The organism is Roseburia sp. AF12-17LB, from assembly GCF_003479605.1.
Classification (GTDB): domain Bacteria; phylum Bacillota; class Clostridia; order Lachnospirales; family Lachnospiraceae; genus Roseburia_C; species Roseburia_C amylophila.
The window spans coordinates 77,199-96,176 of sequence record NZ_QUHR01000005.1 but is presented as its reverse complement, the minus strand read 5'-3'; the positions used below and the strand labels follow the sequence as shown (position 1 = coordinate 96,176).

General features: G+C 39.2%; 18 protein-coding genes. 1 reads left to right on the top strand and 17 read right to left on the bottom strand.

Annotated features, from left to right (window positions below; all coding sequences use genetic code 11):
- Positions 1–16: 16 nt before the first annotated feature.
- From DWV68_RS07945 to DWV68_RS07880, 15 genes are all read right to left on the bottom strand, one after another.
- Positions 17–508: a dihydrofolate reductase gene (locus DWV68_RS07945; protein ID WP_118665429.1), complete on the bottom strand. Its 492-nt coding sequence runs from the start codon at positions 506–508 to the stop codon at positions 17–19.
- A gap of 19 nt (positions 509–527) precedes the next feature.
- Positions 528–1,376 carry a thymidylate synthase gene (gene thyA / locus DWV68_RS07940; protein WP_118087728.1) on the bottom strand — a complete coding sequence of 283 codons (849 nt, stop codon included), beginning with the start codon at positions 1,374–1,376 and terminating at the stop codon, positions 528–530.
- A gap of 529 nt (positions 1,377–1,905) precedes the next feature.
- Entirely contained in the window at positions 1,906–3,180 is a 1,275-nt protein-coding gene (purD, locus tag DWV68_RS07935) for a phosphoribosylamine--glycine ligase (protein ID WP_118665427.1), read from the bottom strand.
- Positions 3,181–3,258: 78 nt separating this feature from the next.
- Positions 3,259–3,897, bottom strand: a complete 639-nt coding sequence (gene purN / locus DWV68_RS07930) for a phosphoribosylglycinamide formyltransferase (protein ID WP_022243387.1) — start codon at positions 3,895–3,897, stop codon at positions 3,259–3,261.
- Positions 3,891–4,916: a phosphoribosylformylglycinamidine cyclo-ligase gene (gene purM, locus DWV68_RS07925; RefSeq protein ID WP_022243386.1), complete on the bottom strand. Its 1,026-nt coding sequence runs from the start codon at positions 4,914–4,916 to the stop codon at positions 3,891–3,893. The genes purN and purM overlap by 7 nt, the downstream gene beginning before the upstream one ends.
- Positions 4,917–5,202: 286 nt before the next feature.
- Positions 5,203–5,688, bottom strand: coding sequence for an NUDIX hydrolase (locus DWV68_RS07920; RefSeq protein WP_118087731.1), 486 nt, complete (start codon positions 5,686–5,688; stop codon positions 5,203–5,205).
- Positions 5,689–5,741: 53 nt separating this feature from the next.
- On the bottom strand, positions 5,742–7,103 hold the full coding sequence (locus tag DWV68_RS07915; RefSeq protein ID WP_118665425.1) for an MATE family efflux transporter: 1,362 nt from the start codon (positions 7,101–7,103) through the stop codon (positions 5,742–5,744).
- 4 nt (positions 7,104–7,107) lie between these two features.
- Complete coding sequence (locus DWV68_RS07910; RefSeq protein WP_118542204.1) at positions 7,108–7,584, bottom strand: YaiI/YqxD family protein; 477 nt, start codon at positions 7,582–7,584, stop codon at positions 7,108–7,110.
- A gap of 19 nt (positions 7,585–7,603) precedes the next feature.
- Positions 7,604–7,774, bottom strand: coding sequence for a hypothetical protein (locus tag DWV68_RS14405; protein ID WP_156454678.1), 171 nt, complete (start codon positions 7,772–7,774; stop codon positions 7,604–7,606).
- Between the two features lie 52 nt (positions 7,775–7,826).
- Entirely contained in the window at positions 7,827–9,563 is a 1,737-nt protein-coding gene (locus DWV68_RS07905) for a DUF262 domain-containing protein (protein ID WP_118665423.1), read from the bottom strand.
- Between the two features lie 63 nt (positions 9,564–9,626).
- Positions 9,627–12,767: a type I restriction endonuclease subunit R gene (locus DWV68_RS07900; protein ID WP_118540944.1), complete on the bottom strand. Its 3,141-nt coding sequence runs from the start codon at positions 12,765–12,767 to the stop codon at positions 9,627–9,629.
- Between the two features lie 19 nt (positions 12,768–12,786).
- Positions 12,787–13,671: a hypothetical protein gene (locus tag DWV68_RS07895; protein WP_118540942.1), complete on the bottom strand. Its 885-nt coding sequence runs from the start codon at positions 13,669–13,671 to the stop codon at positions 12,787–12,789.
- A gap of 34 nt (positions 13,672–13,705) precedes the next feature.
- Positions 13,706–14,827 (bottom strand): restriction endonuclease subunit S, encoded by a 1,122-nt coding sequence (locus tag DWV68_RS14550; RefSeq protein ID WP_197420832.1) that lies wholly within the window; start codon positions 14,825–14,827, stop codon positions 13,706–13,708.
- A 7-nt stretch (positions 14,828–14,834) separates the two neighbouring features.
- Positions 14,835–15,818, bottom strand: a complete 984-nt coding sequence (gene xerA / locus DWV68_RS07885; protein ID WP_118665421.1) for a site-specific tyrosine recombinase/integron integrase — start codon at positions 15,816–15,818, stop codon at positions 14,835–14,837.
- An 86-nt stretch (positions 15,819–15,904) separates the two neighbouring features.
- Entirely contained in the window at positions 15,905–16,198 is a 294-nt protein-coding gene (locus tag DWV68_RS07880) for a hypothetical protein (protein ID WP_118540934.1), read from the bottom strand.
- Between the two features lie 55 nt (positions 16,199–16,253).
- Here DWV68_RS07880 and DWV68_RS07875 point away from each other — a divergent pair, with 55 nt between their 5' ends.
- Complete coding sequence (locus tag DWV68_RS07875) at positions 16,254–16,898, top strand: hypothetical protein (protein WP_118592606.1); 645 nt, start codon at positions 16,254–16,256, stop codon at positions 16,896–16,898.
- On the opposite strand, the gene DWV68_RS07870 is transcribed toward DWV68_RS07875, so the two are convergent.
- Both DWV68_RS07870 and DWV68_RS07865 read right to left on the bottom strand, forming a co-directional pair.
- Complete coding sequence (locus tag DWV68_RS07870; RefSeq protein WP_118665419.1) at positions 16,887–17,411, bottom strand: restriction endonuclease subunit S; 525 nt, start codon at positions 17,409–17,411, stop codon at positions 16,887–16,889. The genes DWV68_RS07875 and DWV68_RS07870 overlap by 12 nt on opposite strands.
- Positions 17,395–18,966 (bottom strand): type I restriction-modification system subunit M, encoded by a 1,572-nt coding sequence (locus DWV68_RS07865; protein WP_118540933.1) that lies wholly within the window; start codon positions 18,964–18,966, stop codon positions 17,395–17,397. Before DWV68_RS07865 ends, DWV68_RS07870 begins: the two co-directional genes overlap by 17 nt.
- Positions 18,967–18,978: the final 12 nt, after the last annotated feature.

Sequence of the window (18,978 nt, the reverse complement as noted above, 5' to 3'; positions counted from 1 at the left end):
ACACGTTTCTTTCTGCTTATCTTATTCTCTCATATTTCAAGGAGTAATATTCCAGATCAAAATAGGTCTGTTCGTCACTGTCTTCCGTAATCTGCCACTCTTCCTTCTCATCCAGATTCGGAAAATATGCATCTGCATCATATGCATAATCAATCTTTGTAATATGTGCCACATCACATTCATCTAAAAGCTGACGGTAAATGCTTTCACCGCCAATAACATAGACATCCTCACTGTTATACTGCTCTAACTCTTTATGCAGTTCGTCTAAATCATGCACCACAATGGCATCCTTCACTTTATAGTTCTTATCACTGGTCAATACAATATTGACACGGTTCTTAAGCGGCTGTCCATTTGGAAAACTTTCCAGTGTCTTACGTCCCATGACCACCACTTTGCCGGTTGTCGTCTGACGGAAGAATTTCATATCATCCGGAATGCTTACCAGTAATTTATTCTTATAGCCAATTGCCCAATTAGCATCTACTGCTGCGATTAAATTCATCTCTTTCACCTGCTCCTTTTTATATTGCGATTGGAATATCCTGAATCTGCGGTCCTGTTACATAATTATCAAGACGTACATCGTTTCTGGTAAATTCATAGAAATCCTTTACATCCGGATTCAGCCAGAATGTCGGTGCATCATAAGTCGGTCTCTGGATCAGTTCCTTTATAATAGGAATATGCCGGTCATAAATATGCGCATCTGCAATTACATGCACCAGTTCTCCCACATGCATATCACAAACCTGTGCCAGCATATGCATCAGTACTGCATACTGACAGACATTCCAGTTATTGGCTGCAAGTATATCCTGGGAACGCTGGTTTAAAATTGCATTCAATGTCAGCTTGTCGTCCCCTTTCTTCTGGGTCACATTAAAAGTCATGCTGTATGCACATGGATAAAGATGCATCTCGCTTAAATCCTGATGCACATAAATATTGGTCATGATTCTTCTGCTGAAAGGATTATTTTTAAGGTCATAAATGACACGGTCTACCTGATCAAACATTCCTTCTTTATATTTATGTTTCACTCCCATCTGATAGCCATAGGCTTTTCCAATGGAGCCTGTCTCATCTGCCCATTCATCCCAGACATGGCTGTGTAAATCATTGACATTGTTGGATTTTAACTGCCAGATCCACAGCATCTCATCGGTACAGCTCTTAATTGCTGTCTTCCGTAATGTTATTGCCGGAAATTCTTTGGATAAATCATATCTGTTTACCACTCCGAATTTCTTAATTGTATAAGCACTGGTTCCATCCTCCCAATGTGGGCGGACCTTTTCTCCTTCTGTACTTACCCCGTTGTCCAATATATCCTGACACATATCGATAAAAATTTTATCTGCCAGACTCATGCTACGGCACCTCCTGCGCTAGTTTTTTCACTGTTTAGAGTATATTCTAAATTAATATTGTATCGGATAATCCCACCAAGCGCAAGAGTAGAAAATTTAACATTACAAATTTATGATTGCAGCTTGTGCATTTTCTTTTTCTCCTGCAAGTTGTCTTATCATTTTTTGTTATTTTATATATTATGTAATCTTAAAATCTTTCTTTTAAGATTTATGTTAATTTGTTTTCTGATTTTATTATTTTTTAGAAGAAGGGAATGTGCCGGACTGGGGGATGGGCGGAAGAATTGGTCTATCCCAATATGAACCGGTCTGTTCTAATATGAATTGAATTATCGTAGTATGATTGGTTTTTATTTTATCAAAATTTATTATGTCTTGTTTTAATTTCAAGAATTCGTCATTGATTCTCGTCTCTTTATTGCATTGCATTTTTAAGTATAGAAAAAGTACCCGTAAATTTTTCTGTTTTTTACGGATACTTTTCTTATCTTTCTATTTTGTCGATTCGTTAAATCATTCTTTAACTTTATGCTTCATCTATGGATTTTCCAATGTCATGGCGCATATACTTGTTATCGAAGTCTACCCACTCCGTTGCCTTATAAGCATTGGCTCTTGCTTCTTTTAAGGTAGCTCCCTTGGCTGTGATGCCAAGTACACGGCCTCCGTTGGTTACAATTTTTCCTTCCTCATTTAACTTGGTTCCAGCATGGAAACAGTAGTAACCTTCTTTGCCATCAAAGTTCTCAAGGCCTTTGATTTCAAATCCTTTTTCATATGCCACCGGATATCCGTCAGATGCAAGAACAACGCATACGGCTGCATTGTCTTCAAACTGTAAATCAATAGTATCTAATTTACCGTCTACGCAGGCTTCCATTACATCAATGATGTCATTTTTCATTCTCGGAAGAACTACCTGAGCCTCCGGGTCACCAAAACGGGCATTGTACTCTAATACCTTTGGTCCATCCTCTGTCAACATCAGACCGAAGAAAATAACACCTACAAATGGTCTTCCTTCTGCTGCCATGGCATCTACGGTTGCCTGATAGATATATTTCTTACAGAAATCATCTACTTCTTTGGTATAGAAAGGACTTGGAGAGAAGTTACCCATTCCACCGGTATTTAAGCCCTGGTCTCCATCTTTGGCACGTTTGTGGTCCTGTGCGGAAGACATAATCTTAATGGTCTTGCCATCTACGAAAGAAAGCACGGATACTTCACGGCCTGTCATGAACTCTTCTATTACCATATGGTTGCCGGCAGAACCAAATTTCTTATCTTCCATGATTTCTTTTACTCCGGCTTTCGCTTCCTCCAAGGTGTTACAAATCAGAACACCTTTACCAAGTGCCAGTCCGTCTGCCTTTAATACGATTGGCATTTTTGCAGTTTCCAGATACTCCAATGCCTTTTTCGGGTCATCAAAGGTCTCATATCCTGCGGTCGGAATGTTATATTTCTTCATCAAATCTTTGGAAAATGCTTTGGATCCCTCTAAGATTGCAGCATTCTTTCTCGGTCCGAATACTTTTAATCCTTCTGCTTCAAATACATCTACAATTCCACCAACCAATGGATCATCCATTCCTACGATGGTAAAATCAATCTCTTTTTCCTTTGCAAAAGCTACCAGCTTGTCAAATTCCATAGCTCCAATGTTCACACATTCTGCCAGCTGTCCGATTCCGGCATTGCCCGGTGCACAATAAATCTTATCTACATGGCTGCTCTTTGCTACGCTTGTCACAATTGCATGCTCTCTTCCGCCGCTTCCAACTACTAATACTTTCATGCTGCTCCTCCTAATCCGGTTATTTTTCTTCTATTTTTCATTCATTTCTACTTAATCTTTATTTACTTTTACTCAATTCTAATGGTCTGCTTTTGGAAGAATCTTCACTTTCCCGTCTTCGACTTTTACTCTTCCATTGGCAATTAAATCAATTGCCTGTGGCATAATTTTCCACTCTGCCTGTTCCATCACACGACGCTGCAGAATCTCCGGCGTATCATCCTCTTCTACTGCAACTGCTTTCTGTAAAATGATTGGACCGGTATCTGTTCCTTCATCCACAAAATGCACCGTAGCTCCTGTTACCTTCACTCCACGGGAAAGTGCTCCTTCGTGGACTTTTAATCCATAGAAGCCTGTTCCACAGAAAGATGGAATCAGGGATGGATGAATATTGATTATCCGGTTGCGGTACTGTGCAATCATTTCCGGTGGAATTACCACCAAAAATCCTGCCAGCACCACCAAATCTACTTTATATTCATTCAATTTTTCTAAGAAATCAGCATTGAATGCCGCCCGGTTCTCATAGGATTTCGGAGAAATGCAAAGTGCCTTGATATTATGTTTTTTTGCACGCTCTAAGGCATAGGCATTCGGATTATTACTGATTACCACTTCTATCTTTGCATTGGTAATGGTTCCATTATCCATGGCATCGATAATTGCCTGAAGATTGGTTCCACCACCGGATACTAATACTGCAACTTTTAGCATAATGTAACACCCTTTTCTCCGTTTTCAATCTTACCAACAACATATGGCTTGTCTCCGGCAGATTTGATTGCTTCCATGGTTTTATCTACATCTTCCGGTGCAACTGCAAGTACCATACCTAGTCCCATGTTGTAGGTATTGTACATCATTTTCTCTTCTACATTTCCTTCTTTTGCCATCAGGGTAAAGATTGGTGGAATCGGATAGCTGTTCTTTTCAATCACTGCATGTTTTCCTTCCGGAAGCATACGTGGAACATTTTCATAGAAACCACCGCCTGTGATATGGCTGCAGGCTTTTACACGGATGCCGGCATCTTTGATGGCACGCAGTGCTTTTACATAAATTCTGGTTGGTGCAAGTAATGCTTCTCCCAAAGTAGTTCCCAGTTCTTCATGGTATGTATCAAGGGTTTCTTTATCCATAGTAAAGATTTTACGAACCAGTGAAAATCCATTGGAATGTACTCCGGTTGATGCCATACCAATCAGAACATCACCGTCTGCCAGGGTCTCGCCGGTAATCATATCTTTCTTATCACATACACCTACTGCAAATCCAGCCAGGTCATATTCATCCTCCGCCATCAGACCAGGATGCTCTGCGGTCTCTCCACCAATTAATGCCGCATCAGACTGAAGACATCCTTCTGCTACACCTTTTACGATGGCTGCAATTTTCTCCGGATAATTCTTACCACATGCAATATAATCTAAGAAGAATAATGGTTCTCCACCTGCACAGGCAATATCATTTACACACATTGCTACTGCATCAATACCGATGGTATCATGCTTGTCCATAATCATGGCGAGCTTTACTTTCGTGCCACAGCCATCTGTTCCGGATAACAGTACCGGTTCTTCCATTTCTTTAATCTTCTCTAATGAAAATGCTCCGGAAAATCCGCCCAGTCCTCCAAGAACCTCTGGACGCATGGTCTTCTTTACATGCTCCTTCATCAGTTCTACGGACTTATATCCTGCCTCAATATCCACGCCTGCGTTCTTGTAATCCATTGTTCTTCCTCCTGAAATTATTCTTTATCTTGCTCTTTATTTTTTCAGTGCAAGTATGGAAATGCTTCGCATTTCCATACTACGGGCTTTCGCCCTATCAGACCTTATAAGCAGCCCGTTTGGACTGCCAGCAGCCCAACGGACTGCTTATAAGGTCTGGCACTGCTCAATGCTACTTACATTATAACGTCATTTGCTTATAAAGACCAATTATATATAGTAATACCACTAATTAGTTTTTCTAATTAATGGTATCTGGTTGCTTATTTCTACTTATAATTTACTTTTATTTCAATCGGGTTGTCCCATCTAATATGGCATGGGTCAAAGTATCTCCCTGATAGGATAATTTCAGTGAAAAGAAGCTCTCCCTCTCTTCTAACAGCCGGAAAAATATCTTATCACCTTCCCAGATTGGCAGGTCATATACTTCTTCCTTTGGCACCCATTCCAGTGTTCCTTCGTCACACTCGCTCATCGTACCGTGGAATTCATCTGCCGTATATAGAAACATATACTCCGTCGGCCACGCATCGGAATCAAAAGTTACCACGCCCCGCAGCCGATAGGCATCCAAAGTAAGCCCGGTTTCTTCTTTTACTTCCCGAAGCAGGCATTCTTCCGGAGATTCTCCGGCTTCAAAATGACCGCCAACACCAACCCATTTATCTTTATTTACATCATGGCTTTTCTTCACCCGGTGCATCATCAGGTAGCAATTTTCCTTTTCTATATAGCAAAGCGTTGTATTTTCCGAACGTCTTTCTTCCATTTTTCTTTCTCTCTTCCGCTTTCTTTTTTACTTTCTTCCATGACTCTATGGTTCTATGCCGCTATCCGAAGCTTCCGGAAGCATACTTTGAAATAAATAATCTCGGCAATTGCTGTAATCGACCAGGAAAATGCATACAAAAGATATAAGGATGCAATGGTTCCAAAATATACAAAAATTGTATATACCCAGATTACACGGAATACGCAGGAGCCCATGATAACAATAATGGTCGGCACAATGCTCTTTCCAATTCCGCGGGATGCCGCAATCGTGCAGTCCATAAATGCGGAAAGTGCATAGGAAAATCCCATAATCTTAATCCGCTCCATTCCGGCTTCAATTACCTCCGGTTTGCTGGCAAAAAGAGACAGGAACTGTCTTCCGAAAACCACCAGCAGCCCACCAAAAATTGCGCCTGCCAGAAACGAATACAATAAACTGATGCGGTAACTTTTTATCATGCGTTCCCTGTTTCCTGCCCCCATATTCTGTCCCATGAAACTGGCGCATGCCGTATAAAATGCTATCATAATATTAAAAATCAGCGTATCTGCATTGATTGCCGCTGAATTGCCGGACACCATAACCGCATCAAAGGAGTTGACTCCGGTCTGCACAAAAAGATTTGCAATTGCAAAGATTGCATTCTGCATTCCGCCCGGAACGCCAAGCATCAGCACACTTTTCGCCGCTTCCTTATGAAAACGCAGTCTGGAAAAGTAAAGCCTGCAGCTATCCTTTCTCCGGCACAGATGAGAAACCACCAAAATAGCTGACACATACTGAGCAATAACGCTGGCAATTGCCACTCCGCCTGCTGCCATATTACACTGGATAACAAAGAAAAGATTTAACAAAACATTTAACACACCGGCAATACTCAGATAAATAAGTGGAAGCTTCGTCTCGCCGGATGCACTTAAAACACCATTTCCAAAATTGTAAATTGCAAGTGCCGGAAGCCCCAGTGCATAGATCCGAAAATATAGTACTGCGCCATCCATAAACTCTGATTTTGTATGTAAAATGTTTAAAAATGGCTCCGCAAATATATTACATATCAGGCACAGTATAAGTCCTGCCACCAGACAAATCAATGCCGCCGTGTGCACGGTTTCTTCCGTTCCCTTCGCATCGCCTACGCCCAGTTTATGCGCTACCCTTACATTAACACCGCCACCCATTCCAATCAGGAAGCCGGTAAATAAGGACACCAACAGCGTGGTCGAGCCAACCGACCCAAGGGGGATATATCCTGCATATTTTCCTACAATTGCTACGTCACTTAAATTAAATAATACTTCTAATATCTGAGAACACATCAACGGTATGCTAAAGAGGAAGATGTTCTTCCATAAAGAGCCGGATGTCATCCCGATACTTTTTCTTCTGCTTTCTGCTTTACTGCTCATAATTTTATTTCACTTTGGTTGGTTTGCTGTTCCTTTCCTGCCATATATCTTCTATAAGTTTTTCAAAGGACTGTGCAAAACGTACATCATCTTCTTCTGTACGCTTTCTCGGTCCTTTCATATGATTCTTATGAGAGCTGCGTCTTGCCTTCTTGTTAAGATGTCGTTCCATAAGCATCTGATCTATGTTATCATTCGTGTACCACTTGCCAGATTGGTGAATAGCATATGCACCTTTTCCAAGAGCCATAGCAGCGACACCATAATCCTGCGATACTACTACATCCCCTTTATGACAAATGCTGATCAGTTTATAATCTACTGCATCTGCTCCTGCACCTACCACAATCACATCGCTGTAATCAGAATACAAAATGTGATTTGTATCACACAGCAATGTGGTGGAAATATTGTATTTCTCTGCTATTGTCTCTACAATGTCCACTACCGGACACGCATCTGCATCTACAAATATCTGCATTTTCTTCAATTCACTTTCTTCAGTTGTAATTAACTAGTGTGCGTATGGTTTCAAGTGTTTCAGTTAGTTTACCTTCCAAATCTTTCAGTTCTTCATTGGCATCAATGATTGCATCTGATATTGTGTTTGGGAATATGCATCTGTCATTTTCTATATTTAATTCAAATAAAACAGCTTTATTATTTTCCAAGTAAATTTCCTGTACCTTTCCAAATAAAATATATTTTTCGCATTCTATGCTCTTATTTTAACAAGCCATTCTTCTGTAAGTAATTGATAAAGCAATCAATCATCTTTTTATATCGGTCAATAATATCTTTCTCGGTAAAATCAGCCGATGTAGCCGTCAGATCAAGAAGTTCAACAACACCTGTTCCCTCTTTCACCTGACCTTTACTGTTTGTAAATCCCTCATAATACTTCTTCTTATCCGTAAAACGATAATCAGAAGCACGAATGTTGATTCTTTTCTCAAGTAATGCTTTATTGCCCAATGACTCTACATTTCGAGCATCTGTTAATGAATTTTCTTTCTCATTTCTATTCCGAGCATAAATATGTTCAATCTCAAAAGTAGTTTCAAGTGAAAGTAGTGGCTGTTTATCATTCTGATATGCCCACCAAGCTATCATTGCTTTTGTAATTGGACGTGCATTATTGAAGCTGAAATTATCAAACATACTTCTTATAGTATCCGCATCGAACTTGTATTTTGAAAATTCAACAGGCTTATCATTTACGATATTTACCATCTCAGCATACACTGGAGTTCTAAGTGCATTTACGCCCGGATTTGTAATAGCATACGTCCATATAAATCCAGTTATCTTTTGCAAGAATGTATAGAACTTCTCGTCATCAAGCAAACCTTCATCATCTTTATTTTGCATAAAATATACGGATACAAAATATGTCCACATTCCGTTTGGAGCATAGTTCAATACAAAAAATTGCTTCAAAACTCTATTTGAAAATCTATCGGTATCTTGGTTGGAAACATCTTCCCAAAATTCAGCCAATACAATCAATTCGGTTAATGTATTAGTGTCTTTCAAAAGGGCATACGAGTTTTTCTCATAAAACTTTCTTAAAGCTTCTGTTGTAGAAGATACAATTCCCATTTTTGCACGAACAAAATACATATATCTTGTAAACAATTCGTCCATCGGTGTACCAGAAATCGGGTGGAATATTCTCTCGCAAAGTTCTTCGAGCTTTTTCCATTGAGTAATAAATTCTTCTTTTTTACCCAATTTAGAAAAATGCTTATAAAACTGTGCCTTAAAAATATCCGCATCAGACAACGGCTTTCCTCTATCATTAAGCGTTGAGAAAATCCGCAACGCTGTATCCTGCGATTCAGCTTCAATCGGAAGGAGAATACAGTTATTCATAATACGGGTAGGTAAATAAGCAAAGTAAGTAGGATATTTGGACAAAAATTCATCAATATTATCCTGAAAGAATCTGAAGTTGCAAGCATATTTGCTTTTCATTTCTTTATTGACACTTCCTGTTCTTAATATCTCAAGAAATTCTTCTTTATCATTATCAGTGGCAACCTCAGAATCTATCTTGAGCTGTGACATATCAGGCTCGCCAAATTCATCAGTTTTCCATAAACACTTTTCAATGTTCTGCTTTGTTGATATAGAAGCCTTGTCCTGCATATGACCGAACTTAGAATAGAACGCTCTTAAAAGTAGCATAAGAGTTGTCAATCTCTGCTGTCCATCAATAACCTCTAATTTATCTTCATTTCTAAAAGTTACAATCGGACCGAGGAAATACTCGCTATTACTATCAAATTCTGTCTTCCCTTCATCAGGAATAGCAAAAGAAAATATATCGTCCCAAAGCGTCCTGCATTCAGCTTCGCCCCACGCATAAGGTCTTTGATAATCCGGTATTAAAAAGTCCGATTTTTTACTCTGAAATAAATCTTTTATTGTTTTCTGGTCAACATTTAATTTTGACATAACGCAATTCCTTCCTCTTCTAATTCTATCATCTGAAAACTTTTTCCTACTCCAATCAATTCTTTAATTCGCATATTTCTTAAAATTCTCTGCCTGTTCAAGAACTTCCTTGTAAACATCATCAATGGTTACTGGCGGATAGCCGAACTCATCAAGCAGCAATATTAAATCCACTTGCAGATTTGCCTTAATATCATCACGGGCAGACCAATCAGTATAACGTGACTTATCATCAACAATCAGCTTTATCCTCTTGGATAATTCAATCATTTTATCGTCCGGATATTCAAACTCATACTTCTTGGCAACTGCTTTCAAAATATCATAGAAAGCCTTTTCCTCATAATCTATGCCCATATTCTTGAATGAGTTTTTTTCTGTTTTCAGTTCAGACAACAACTGTGCAAGCTGCTCCGCAACATCATCAAGGACTTCGTTGGCATACGCTTCATCACGACGTCGGTTATTATACTCATCAACAACCTTTTTGAGTCTGTCTGCAAATTCTACCCCCATAATCTTATTGACTTTCTTAAACTCGTCGATTGCCTGAGAAAGAAGTCTTTGAAGTATCTTAATTTTCGTATTCGGCAACTGAATAGCGTTTATCTTATTCATATATTCATCGCTGAAAATATCAACCGATATATGCTTTCCGGTTTCAAATAATTCCTCAATACCATCGGACTGAATTGCCCCCTCAAGCATTTTGCGGACACGAGCGTTCATCTGCTCGATATCCGGTGCATCACCTTTTGTCAACTTGAAAAGGATAGAACGGACAGCACAATAAAAATGAATATAATCCTTATCTTCATCAGAGAATTTCTCACTTGAACTACAGAGGTTAAATGCCTGTTTCATTCTCTTGACTGCTGCCATAAATCTTCTTTCCAGTTCTTCAGACAACTGCACATACTCAACCGCACGGTTCAAGCAGGCAAGCTGTTCGGTAGGGGAACCATTGAAGAAATCACTGCTGTTAAAGTTGTGGAACATCTGACCAAGGACTTCTAACTGGTCTTTTACAATCGTGATGGACTGCTCCACACCTTCAAATTCTTCGCTCTCAAAATTCGTATATTTCTTGAGGGCGGTATTCATATTTTTCTTAATACCTATATAGTCAACAATCAAACCTTTATCTTTGCCCTCGCATACACGATTTACACGGGAAATCGTCTGAATAAGGGTATGCTGCTGAATAGGCTTATCAATGTAAATCGTATCAAGCTCCGGCACATCAAAACCAGTCAGCCACATATCTACAACAATGGCAATCTTAAAGTTCGACTTCGGATTTTTGAACTGACGGTCAAATTCTTTCCTATCCTCTTTTGTGCCAAGCATATCAAATAGCTCTTTTTCATCATCTTTATTACGAGTCATAACCAACTTAATTTTTTCCATTGGCTTCAACTCTTTTTTATCTTTCTCACTCAGAACAACACCGTCATCACAAATCTTCTTTTCTGTCCATTCCGGTCTGAGTTCCTTTACTATCTTATAGAAATCGTATGCTATATTTCGATTGGAACATACAAACATTGCTTTGCCTGCTACGGTTGCACCTTCTGCCACACGGGTTTCATAATGCTTGATAAAATCCTCCGCAACAGCACGAAGTCTATCAGGGTCGCCAATAATAACTTCCATTTTGGCAACTGCTTTCTGACTTTCTTCTACTTGATGTTCATTTGCCCCCTCAAGTTCACACTGAGCATAATATTCTTCAATCTGTCTTACCTTATCCTGATTGAGCATAACCTTGGCTGCACGACCATCGTAAACAAGATTAACTGTAATACCGTCCTTAACAGCTTCCGTCATTGTATATGCGTCTACAACACCACCAAAGACTTCGATTGTTCCATCAACCGGAGTTCCGGTAAATCCAACATAAGTCGCATTTGGTAAAGAGTCATGCAGATACTTGGCAAAGCCATAGGTTTTCTGAACACCGGACTCTGTAATCTTAACCTTTTGGTCGAGATTGATTTGGCTTCTGTGTGCTTCATCAGAAATACAAATAACGTTCGTTCTGTCTGTAAGAAGCTGCAAATCCTCTGTAAATTTCTGAATGGTAGTCAGATAAACACCGCCACTCTCTCGTCCCTGAAGCTCCTCACGAAGTTTCTCACGAGACTCAATGCTTACAACAGTTTCATCTCCGATATATTTCTTTGAACCGACAAACTGCTTGGAAAGCTGGTCGTCAAGGTCTGTTCTGTCCGTAATAATGAGAATGGTCGGAGAAGAAAAGTATTTGCTTTTCATCAACATACGAGTAAGAAAAAGCATTGTATAACTCTTACCGCACCCTGTCGCTCCAAAATATGTACCACCTTTACCATCTCCTTCAGGGCGAAGATGAGCCTTGATATTCTCATACAATTTATTTGCCGCAAAGAACTGTGGATAGCGGCACACTATCTTCAAATCCTTATCGGAGTTATCCGGAAAATAAATAAAATCTTTGATAACTTCAAGCAAACGGTCTTTTCGGAAAAGTCCCTTTATCATTGTTACAAGAGAATTGATACCGTCCAGTTCTTTATCGTCTGAATTTATCTTTCTCCACGCATAGAAGAAATCATACGGGCTGAAGAAAGAACCATATTTATTATTTGCTCCATCACTGATAACAACAAAAGCATTGTATTTAAAAATCTCCGGAATATCTCTACGGTAACGGATTGTAAGCTGCTTGTATGCGTCCATTATGGTCGTATTTTCTTGTACCGCACTCTTAAACTCAAGAACAACAACAGGAATACCATTTACAAACACAATGCCATCTGGAATACGCAACTGGTTATTTACGCCCTCAATTTCAAACTGATTAACCGCTTTGAAAATATTGTTTTCGGGAGTGTCAAAATCAATAAGTTCAATATAGAGGTCTTTCTGCGTTCTGTCCTCACGGTTAAGAATAAAGCCATCGCAAAGCAACTTAAATACAGCTTTGTTTGCTTCATAAATCGTACCGGAAATATTACGCAACATTAAAATGACACTATCCACCTCACTCGGTGTGATACCGTCTTTCGCATAGCGATTATAGAGATATTGCTTCAGGTCGCCCGTAAGCAGAACCTCTGTCCTTTCTCTGTGTATCTGGTCGCCACTGACATAGGTGTACTCCTCGTCTTTGAACAACTCCATTATTGACATTTCCAATGCGTGTTCATTAAAATTTGCCATTGCGTTCACTCCTTTTGCGTTAGCTTTTCTTCCTTTTGTTTTTATTCTCCGCAATACTCTTATAATAAGTATTATAAAGCTGTTGTATTACCTCATAATACTTGTCCTCAAATGTTTCAGCTTGTGCATCTGTATATTCTAATGGATTTTGATTTATTTCTTCATCAGACTTTCTATTTCTTATTACAATAGCAATACTTTCAATCAACTCCATTAACCACATACACACTGTTTCTTCTTCACAATATGCAAGATTTTGAGAACTCCATACATAATCCATTGGTGGAATAGGTGTACCTTCGTCAAATTCCATTTTCTTTTCAATGTAGTAATAAAAATACTCATCTACATACTCCCCAACAGACAGTTGATTTATATTGAAAGTTCTTCTGGATTTATTATCCTTATTTATGGGTTCAAACACACTTGGTGTACCATTCCACCGCAAATCACGGTATCTCTCATAGCTTCTATGAAAATACTTTGCTCCATCATACAGATAATCTCTACCTAAATTATATCGCTCAATATCCTTTTCCAAATCCATTATACATTTCTGTACCCAACGAGTTCCCTGTATTGAATTACTTTTATATCCTGCTTGACGCAATATTTCATTCTGAAGTTCTTCCGTACAACGACAATATGCCGTGTAAATCTTTCTGGAATGTCTTTCAAGTGGATGTAAATTAGCAACTATAACACACCATGGTAAATAATCTCTCTCAGGCTCATTATCAATTAAAAATAACCGTGCCTTCATTTCTAACTCTTTTTCCGCTTGTAGTTTTTGAATTTCTTTTTCGTGCCGTGTTTGTAACCAATATATCAAAAACGAAACAGCTATTGTTGCCACTAATGACAATATTCCAATGACTATTTGAATTATTTCTGCTGTTGTCATACATACCACCTCCGTTAAATGATAATTTAGCGGCTTAATGTGTGAGCTGTGAAAGAAGCAATTCCTTTAAAGCTTCCAATTCCTTGATTTCCGCTACATTGCTCAAGCGTTGGTCGAAAAATGGTTCAATTAACGCATTGAATTTGGACAAAGTTTCACTATCAGGGATAACTAAAGGAAAACTTTTTAAGTTTGCTTGATTGATTTTTGGTTGTGCTGCTCCAGTAACAATAGGAGCCATATTAGTATTTGCCAAGAATAAATACAAACTATCTTCTGTAAAACCAGCTTTACCTTTTAAGATATGTGCGTGATTATTTGCCCAAAACTTCCCGGTTATATGTTGTAGCAACGGATGTCCATTTTCGTCTACGACATAAATACCATCTTCACTAACGAGAAGATATTCACCGTCAAATAAGTAATCATCAACATAATCAACAATAGATACAGCACCATAGTATGGATATACCTTTTCCATATCGGTTCTTTCTAACGTAGAAAGGGGTTTACGCATAGAGTCATAGAACTCGGCAATATCCTCTACACAGCCATTTCGCCAAAAGTAGGGGCATTTTCCCTCAAAAGGCTGAAAATCTACAAACCAAGACTTGAAAATAGCTTGTGATGTAGCCAGTAAATTATCATTTATCTTCTGCTTCAGTGCTATTCTATCGGTAATCGTCTTATACGCTTTTACGATTTTTTTCTGCTCATTTATGGGCGGAACTGGTAATTCTACCTTACACATTTCATCCCAATCCATTACTTCACGAACACTACCGTGGGATTTGAATCGGGCATATCTATCGAATTCCGGACGGCTAAACCACAACATCAAATACTCCGGTAACATTTGTTTTTCGTCAATCACTTCAAATACGGTATATACATTGCTGACAAGTCCTTCCTCGTAATCCTCCAAAAATGCTATTCCAATCTTATCTCCACGTCGAGAAGTATCTGGAATGTATGTAAACTGTCGTCTTTTTACCACTTTGTATTTTGCGAAATCTGTTCCAACTGTATTGGCAATCGAGGGTATAAATTTTTTCTGAACTGAAACCCCCAAGAGATTTTCCTCTTTACCTTCTGTATTTCTCACATCAACTTGTCTGATAAAATTGCCAAGCATTTTGTAGCCTTCTTTCATCATAATCGCCTCATCCAATGTATTTTCTGTGAGCCATCTTTACATTGCTCTGTTTGACCATTGCATACTGCAAGGTCGTATCTATTCTTCTATGTCCCAAGAGCTGTTGAAGCTGCTCAATGGGCATTCCTTTATCTATTGCCATCGTCGCAAGGGTTCGTCGGAACTTATGCGGGTGTACCTTTGCCAAACCCAAGCGATTACCCAAATTTCTAAGTCTAACTTCTATGCCACCGATTTTCATTCTGTTATACGGTGACTGCAAGGAAACAAACAATGCCGGATTATCATCTTTTCGGCTCTGTAAGTAGTTTTGCAGATGTATCTTCGTCCTTGCGTCAAAGTACACAATTCGCTCTTTATCACCTTTACCGAACACAATACATTCTCGCTCATTGAAGTTTATATCTTCACGATTGAGCAGAACCATCTCTCCGACACGCATTCCCGTTGAAGCAAGCATATCTATCATTGCCAAATCTCTAAGCTCTGTGCAACTATCACGCATAAGCTCAAGTGCTTCATCGGAATAAGTTTCCTTAACGCTTGTTCCAGTCTTAACTTTATGTATTCTCCTGACTGGACTTTTCAGAATATAATCTTCATCCTCAAGCCAAGAGAAAAAGCTGGAGAGTATTCTCCTTATATTATCAATCGTAACACGGCTTGAATGCTTGCGGTTCTGATATTCCGTAAGGTATGTTCTTATGTCATCGGTCACGATTTGCTTTACATCTTTCTGAAGCTGATAGAGCATTGCTTCAATCGTTGTTTGGTAGTATTTGAGGGATTTCTCAGAGCAACCTTCGATTCGCTTTGCCGAAAGGAATAGCTCCACCAAATTCTGCTCTGAGATTTCCTCGTGTTCTTTATCCTGCGTTACCTGATAATTAAAAAGTGCGAAATGCAATACCTCTTGCAACTTTTCAGTCTGTCCATTATTCAAGTATGGTAACATCCCTTGAACAACATCATTGATTAAATTCTGTTTCATCGTCGTTTCTCCTTTGCAAATTTGAGAACGACAAGCAACGGCTGTTCTTTTTAGGACTCCCGCCGTCGGTAGGAGTTGTTAACTGGTTAGCCGAGCTTTTCCAGGACAGCTTTCGCCATAGCTTTGGTCTGAGCTGCATCAAGCCCGATGGTGTTTTTATTGAGGTTGGCAGGGTTCATAGCAAGAACCTCTTTCAGCCAAGCCCTGTGATACTGTTTACCTTTGTTGTATTTGGAAATCCTGGGCTGTGTAGTCGATACCTTCGCCCAATTTCTGTGAGACGGGTCAACCGTTTCATAGTAGGCATAGGACACAAACCACGATGCACCCATTCCGGTCAATATTTCTCCACCTTCAAAGGCGAAATTATGTGATGCCATATATGAACCCTCCTTTTCGGTAAATGATAATTTAGCTGAACAATGTGCTTGCGTTATGTACAATCAGTATTCAGCTGATTTAGAATGTGGCAAACCTTGGATTAAGTACACGGTGCAGGATTTGATTGACCGAGGGTTTATTGATCCTCCTATGGACGGAAACCATGGAGAGATACATCCCAAGGTAAGCGATTATGTTGCATCAGGTGTTCCGTTTATTATGGCAAACAATTTATCTGATGGATTTGTTGACCTTTCTCAGTGCGCATTTATTTCGGAGAAACAAGCGAGCTCTCTTAGAAAAGGATTTGCAAAACCCAATGATGTGTTGTTAACACATAAGGCAACTTTGGGCAGAGTTGCTATTGTACCAGAAGGTAATGATTACATCATCCTTACTCCGCAGGTTACCTACTATCGAGTTCATAAAGGATTAAGCAATGTTTATCTCAGATACTATTTTACCTCAAGCTATTTCCAGTCAATTTTGGAATCATTTGCTGGTGGTGGAAGTACAAGAGCTTACATTGGAATAACTAAACAATGTGAGTTGCCAATATATTTACCTTGCGAATCTTCCATGTTGGCTATTACAGGTGTTTTGAAAGAAGTCGAAAAGGTTCGTTCTTACAATCAATCCGAGATACTGAAACTCAAGGAGCTTCAAAGCACATTGATTGCCCAACTCTCAAGCCGCTAAATTATCATTTATCTTCTGCTTTAAAGCAATTCTTTCCGTAATTGCCTTATAACTGTTCACTATTTCAAGCTGTTTTTCAATAGGTGGGATAGGCAATTCCAGTCTGCAAATATCGTCCCAAGTAATCCCACCACGAACACTTCCGTCAGTATGTAACCAACAAATACGGTCAAATTCCGGTCTGCGAAACCACATCATCAGATAATCTTCATTCAAAATGCTGTTATCTACTACCTCAAACATAAAATACGCCGGAGAAACAATAGCAGGTTCTTCTTCATCATACAATGCAACCGGAAGTCGTTCATCACGACCAACGTGCATTGGATTACACGCAAACTTTCCTTTTGTTATCAGTTTATATTTACTCAAATCCGTACCAATGACATTTGCAACCGACGGCATAAAGAACTTGTCTATGTTAATTCCCAAAACTCTGTCTGTTATGCTTTCTCTGTTCCGAGTATCAATCAGTCGGATATGGTTTCCTAAAATATCATAACTCGATTTCATATCCCAACTCCTTAAATACAGCAAGCAAATCTGATTTAGATTTTTCCTCTTGAGCAAGAAGTTCTTTGAGTTCTCCCTGCAATGATTTCATTTTGGTATCAAAGTCGATGTTCTCATCACGGTTGACAAACTCAATATATCTGCTCGGTACAAGAGTAAATCCTTTTTCCTTTACTTCATCAAAAGAAGCAGAATAGCAAAATTCCGGCACATTCTCATAAGTTTCCTCATAGCCTTCCTGCTGCCAGTTATGATATACACTTGTAACTTTGGCTCTATCTTCCTCTGTCAATTCAATGTACTTCTTCTCATAAGGACTTCCCATCTGTCGCAAATCCATAAAGAGTATTTCATCTTCTCGATTACGATAGCGTTTTAGCTTTCCATTCTGTTCAACAACACGAGCCTTTTTATTCTTATTGAGTACCCAAAGGGTAACGCTGATGTCAGTGGTATAGAAAAGGTTTCTCGGAAGAATAATAATCGCTTCTACCAAGTGATTTTCTATAAGCTGCTGTCTGATTTTCAACTCTGTACCATCATCAGATAATGCACCATTGGCAAGCAGGAAACCTGCCACACCGTTTTGAGAGAGTTTGGAAACAATATTCAGTATCCAACCATAGTTTGCGTTGCTTGTTGGCGGAACTTCATATCCGTTCCAACGAGGGTCGTCTATAAGCTCATTTTCGGCTCTCCACTGCTTTTGATTGAAAGGCGGGTTTGCCATAATAAAATCTGCTTTAAGGTCTTTGTGCTGGTCATTGGTAAATGTATTGGCTGCCATCTCTCCAAGATTTGCAGAAATACCACGGATAGCTAAGTTCATTTTTGCCAGTTTGAAAGTGGTATTTGTGTATTCCTGACCGTAAATAGACACTTTCTTTTTATTACCGCTATGTGCTTCTACGAACTTGATGGACTGCACAAACATACCGCCCGAACCGCAACAAGGGTCATACAGTATTCCGTCGTAAGGCTCAAGCATTTCAGCAATCAGGTTTACAATGCACTTTGGTGTATAGAACTCTCCTTTACCTTTTCCTTCTGCAAGAGCGAACTTACTGAGGAAATACTCATATACACGACCTATAATGTCGTTCTCTTTATCATCCGTGTTGATACGATTGATTTCATCAAGCAAAGAAGCCAACTTTGCCGTATCAATATGTAAGCGGGAGTAATAGTTATCCGGCAAAGCACCTTTCAGTGCCGGGTTGTTCTTCTCAATCGTATAAAGTGCTGTATCTATCTTCAGGGCAATATCGTCCTGCTTTGCGTTTTCAATAATGTATTTCCAACGGCTTTCTTCAGGAAGATAGAATACATTTTCCTGAGTATAAAACGGCTTCATATCCGCATACTTTTCGCCGTGTGTAGCAATAATCTTATTACGGCATTCCTCAAACTTGTCACTGGCAAATTTAAGAAAGAATAAACTCAGAACAACGTGCTTATACTCCGCAGGCTCAACAGAACCTCTCAATTTATCAGCACTTTTCCAAAGTGCTTCTTCCATTGATATTTCTTTCTTTGGTTTAACCGCACTTGCCATCTATAATTACCT

Coding starts and splice junctions, on each gene's coding strand:
- DWV68_RS07945 (WP_118665429.1), bottom strand. CDS start 508: ATGAATTTAATCGCAGCAGTAGATGCTAATTGGGCAATTGGCTATAAG.
- thyA (WP_118087728.1), bottom strand. CDS start 1,376: ATGAGTCTGGCAGATAAAATTTTTATCGATATGTGTCAGGATATATTG.
- purD (WP_118665427.1), bottom strand. CDS start 3,180: ATGAAAGTATTAGTAGTTGGAAGCGGCGGAAGAGAGCATGCAATTGTG.
- purN (WP_022243387.1), bottom strand. CDS start 3,897: ATGCTAAAAGTTGCAGTATTAGTATCCGGTGGTGGAACCAATCTTCAG.
- purM (WP_022243386.1), bottom strand. CDS start 4,916: ATGGATTACAAGAACGCAGGCGTGGATATTGAGGCAGGATATAAGTCC.
- DWV68_RS07920 (WP_118087731.1), bottom strand. CDS start 5,688: ATGGAAGAAAGACGTTCGGAAAATACAACGCTTTGCTATATAGAAAAG.
- DWV68_RS07915 (WP_118665425.1), bottom strand. CDS start 7,103: ATGAGCAGTAAAGCAGAAAGCAGAAGAAAAAGTATCGGGATGACATCC.
- DWV68_RS07910 (WP_118542204.1), bottom strand. CDS start 7,584: ATGCAGATATTTGTAGATGCAGATGCGTGTCCGGTAGTGGACATTGTA.
- DWV68_RS07905 (WP_118665423.1), bottom strand. CDS start 9,563: ATGTCAAAATTAAATGTTGACCAGAAAACAATAAAAGATTTATTTCAG.
- DWV68_RS07900 (WP_118540944.1), bottom strand. CDS start 12,767: ATGGCAAATTTTAATGAACACGCATTGGAAATGTCAATAATGGAGTTG.
- DWV68_RS07895 (WP_118540942.1), bottom strand. CDS start 13,671: ATGACAACAGCAGAAATAATTCAAATAGTCATTGGAATATTGTCATTA.
- DWV68_RS14550 (WP_197420832.1), bottom strand. CDS start 14,827: ATGATGAAAGAAGGCTACAAAATGCTTGGCAATTTTATCAGACAAGTT.
- xerA (WP_118665421.1), bottom strand. CDS start 15,818: ATGAAACAGAATTTAATCAATGATGTTGTTCAAGGGATGTTACCATAC.
- DWV68_RS07880 (WP_118540934.1), bottom strand. CDS start 16,198: ATGGCATCACATAATTTCGCCTTTGAAGGTGGAGAAATATTGACCGGA.
- DWV68_RS07875 (WP_118592606.1), top strand. CDS start 16,254: ATGTACAATCAGTATTCAGCTGATTTAGAATGTGGCAAACCTTGGATT.
- DWV68_RS07870 (WP_118665419.1), bottom strand. CDS start 17,411: ATGAAATCGAGTTATGATATTTTAGGAAACCATATCCGACTGATTGAT.
- DWV68_RS07865 (WP_118540933.1), bottom strand. CDS start 18,966: ATGGCAAGTGCGGTTAAACCAAAGAAAGAAATATCAATGGAAGAAGCA.